The following is a 3,709-nucleotide window of genomic DNA, read 5'->3' as shown; positions in this document are numbered from 1 at the left end:
TCGAGGCTGCCTCGCCGCGGGTGCGGGCGGCAGCGGCACGCGGCTGGGGGCATGCCGCCGGAGTCGGGGGCCGGTGGGCTGAGGCAATGGCGGGGTTCGACGCGGCAGCCGGCATGCTGGCCCGGGTGGTGCCGCGTAGCCTCACGCGCGCCGACCGGGAACATCTCCTGGCTGCGATGGGCGGGCTGGCCGCGGACGCGGCGGCCTGCTGCGCCCAGGCAGGTACGACCGACCGGGCCGTGGAGTTATTCGAACAGGGACGGGGCGTGCTGCTGGGCCAGGCGTTGGACACCCGCACCGACGTGACCGCGCTCGCCGACCGCCACCCGGATATGGCGAAACGCTTTGCCGATCTATGCGAGGAACTCGACCGGGCCGACGAGCCCACAGTGGCAGAAACGATACCGGAGGAGCCATCCGGACAGGCCACGTTCGCCGGCCCTACCGCCGCAGCAAGGACTCGGGCGCAGCGGGAGACGGCGACCGCGGCGTTCGACCGACTGATCACCGAGATCCGCGGGCTGGACGGCTTCGCGAATTTCTTACAGCCCCCGCCCGCGGCGCAGCTCCAAACGCTGGCGGCCCACGGCCCGATCGTGGTCGTCGCGGTCTCCGCGCTCGGCTCCCACGCCCTGCTCCTGACCCACACGGGCATCGACCCCGTGCCACTGCCCGCCCTGACACCGGAGGCGGTCTACGACCGGGTGATCGGCTTCCTCGACGCGCTCGCGGACACCAGCTCACCCGCCATCCAGACGGCCGGGCAGCAGCGCTTGGACGAGGTCCTCGGCTGGCTGTGGGACAGCCTGGCCGGCCCGGTACTCGACCGCCTGGGCATCCACGCCCCACCCGAGCCGGGACAGCCGTGGCCGCAGGTGTGGTGGTGCACCACAGGGCTGCTGTCGTTTCTGCCGGTGCACGCCGCCGGTCACCATCGCAGCCGCTTCGACCCCACCCCCGCCACGGTCATCGACCGGGTGATCTCCTCCTACACCCCGACGATCCGGGCGCTGACCCACGCCCGCCGCCCCAGCCCGGCAGGCACCCCGGGCGCGGCCGGCGGTGACGGCGCGGGGATGGTGGCGGTGGCGATGCCGCACACCCCCGACGCCTCCGACCTGCCCGGCGCCCAGGCCGAGACCACCTGGCTCGCCGAACACATCCCCGGCCAGGTCAGCGTGCTCACCGGCGCCGCGGCCACCCAGCCGGCGGTACTGGCCGCCCTGCCCCAGGCCCGGTGGGCGCACTTCGCCTGCCACGGCACCGCCGAAATCGGCGACCCCTCGACCAGCCGGCTGCTGCTCCACGACCAGCCACTGAGCGTGGTCGATGTCGCCCGGCTACGGCTCGCTGACGCCGAGCTGGCGTTCCTGTCCGCCTGCGAAACCGCCCGCCCCGGGGCACGCCTCACTGACGAGGCGATCCACCTAGCCGCGGCGTTCCAGCTCGCCGGCTACCGTCACGTGATCGGCACACTGTGGCCGATCGGCGACGGGCATGCCGTCGACATCACCCGCGCCATCTACACCGCCATCACCACCACTGGTGACATTGCCAGCGCGGTACACACGGCAACCCGCCACCTGCGCAACCGATGGGCGGACCGTCCGTCGGTGTGGGCATCGCACATCCACGTCGGCGGCTGAGCCCGACCACCCGGACACCGCCATCCGGACCCACACCACCACAACGCACAGGAGAAGGGGATCGATGGAGACCGACAGCACCGGGGTGATCGAGGCGGCGCGGGCGATCCGCCCCTATCTGCCGCGTCTGCTCGCCCCGGCAGCCGCCCACGCGCTGGACCAGCGGCTCGCCGCGGAACTCACCAGCCCGGCCGACCCGGTCGCCACCGCCCGCCAGCTGCGGGTACTGCTCGACGGCCAGGAGGACACCGCCTGGTTCCTGGCCGCGGTCCTGCGCGACGCACCGGACTACCGGCCGCCATACCACCAGCCTCAGTACCTGTCCCGGCAGCCCCCCGGCGGCAGGGCCATCCCCCCGGGAGACCCCGGGCCGGTCGGTGGTGCCGCCCGCTTCGCCTGCCCGCAGGGCGACTATGTCTGGTACCGGCCCGACGTCGCCACCCCGGTCCCGGCCTGCCCAACCCATCAGACCCCGCTGGTCCGCGGCTGAGCCCGCCGTGCTGACCGCGTTCTGGGAGGCCGCCGGCGGCAAACTCGCCGACCGGTGGGCGGCGGTGTCCATCCCGGCGCTGATGTTCTGGCTGGGTGGACTGGCCGCCTGGACCTACCACCGTGGTGGTCTGCACACCCTGAGCACCCACACCACCTGGCTGGACCGCCACAGCACCGCCGCCCAGACGGCAGTGATCGTGACGGTGCTGCTTGCCGTCGCCACCTCCGGCGTCGTCGTCGCCCATACCGCCACCCCGGTGCTACGGCTGCTGGAGGGCTACTGGCCCGCCTGGGCCAACCCGCTGCGCCACCGGCTGGCCGGCTGGCTCGCCACCCGGGCCGACGCGGACGCAGGGGAATGGCAGACCGCCTACGACCGGGTCCGGCCCCCGGCCACCCCGCATGCCGCGGAGTTGGCCGCCTACACCCGGCTGGAACGCCGACGCCGACGCCGGCCCGCCGCGGCCGGCTACTTCCTACCCACCCCGATCGGCAACATCCTACGAGCGGCCGAACGCCGGCCAGTCGACAAGTACGGCCTGGACACCGTGGTCCTGTGGCCCCGGCTGTGGCCGGCGCTGCCCGAGACGACCCGCGCCGACCTGCTCGCTGCCCGCGCCGGTCTCGACGCCGCGGTGACCGCAGCGGTGTGGGGGCTGCTGTTCTGCGCGTTCGCCCCACTCACCCTGCTGGCCGTCCCGGCCGGCTTGGCCGTCGCCGCGGTCGCGGTGGTCCTGGTCGTACCGGCGCGGGCGCAGCTGTTCGGCGATCTGGTCGAGGCAGCCTACGACCAGCACCGCACCGTCCTCTACCAGCAGCTGCGCTGGCCGTTGCCGGCCAATCCCGCCCAGGAGCGGGAGGCAGGCCGGCGGCTGACCGAATACCTCTGGCGCGGCTCCGATGAGGACACTCCTACCTTCACCCCACCCCCCTGACCTGTATCACGCTCAGTGACCGCCAGAAAGAGCGACGAAGCCCGCCGGCTGTTCGGGATGGCGGCGGATATCCGCCGGGTGTTGTACCGCCGGGAGCCGGATCGTGTCGATCTGGTAGAAGAGCTGGCGGTCGCGCTTGGCCTACTCGGTGACGCCTGCAGTGAGAATGACGTCCGGAGTGAGATCGCCGGCGAGATCCGGTCCTTCCTGGTGTCGTTTGAGGAACGAGGCGTCCTGACCCAGAAAGGACGTTTGATCTTGGACTGGGCGCGAGACTGGTAATGCCTCGCCGCCCACCGGACGATAGCCGCCCGGCACCAGGAATCGGGATCACGGCTACCGGCATGATGGGGGCCTCGGCCAAACGGCCAGGGCCCCCACATCATGCCGGGTTCCTGTCGGGTGGAGCCGGTTCGGCTCGTCCGGCAGTGCCCTGTGACGGCGGCCCGGAACCGCTCTGGCTACGCGAAGAAACGCCGGGTGATGCCGCCACCCGCGGTGGGCCCGCGCCATTCACGGAGGCGGTCGGTGAGTTGCCGGCCGAGGCTGATATCACGGTCAGCGATGCTACGGGCAACGGTGTGATATTGGCCGATCAGGTGGTCGACGGGGCGCCGCTGGGAGACGTCGGCGACA

The 3,709-nt window shown here is 72.4% G+C and carries 4 protein-coding genes; all 4 read left to right on the top strand.

Features of this window, described 5'->3' with window-relative positions; all coding sequences use genetic code 11:
• The coding region (locus MJ783_RS22655; protein WP_239313788.1) for a CHAT domain-containing protein at window positions 1–1,646 on the top strand (1,646 nt) is incomplete at its 5' end.
• A 64-nt stretch (window positions 1,647–1,710) separates the two neighbouring features.
• A complete protein-coding gene (locus tag MJ783_RS22650; RefSeq protein WP_239313787.1) occupies window positions 1,711–2,136 on the top strand; it encodes a hypothetical protein in 426 nt (141 codons plus the stop codon).
• Between the two features lie 7 nt (window positions 2,137–2,143).
• Window positions 2,144–3,073 carry a hypothetical protein gene (locus MJ783_RS22645; protein WP_239313784.1) on the top strand — a complete coding sequence of 310 codons (930 nt, stop codon included), beginning with the start codon at window positions 2,144–2,146 and terminating at the stop codon, window positions 3,071–3,073.
• A gap of 15 nt (window positions 3,074–3,088) precedes the next feature.
• Window positions 3,089–3,355, top strand: a complete 267-nt coding sequence (locus MJ783_RS22640; protein WP_239313781.1) for a hypothetical protein — start codon at window positions 3,089–3,091, stop codon at window positions 3,353–3,355.
• The last annotated feature ends 354 nt before the right edge of the window (window positions 3,356–3,709 follow it).

It is taken from the genome of Protofrankia sp. Cj3, from assembly GCF_917627355.1.
GTDB lineage: Bacteria > Actinomycetota > Actinomycetes > Frankiales > Frankiaceae > Protofrankia.
The sequence above is the reverse complement of the archived record's forward strand: the minus strand, read 5'-3'. Positions and strand labels throughout refer to the sequence as shown.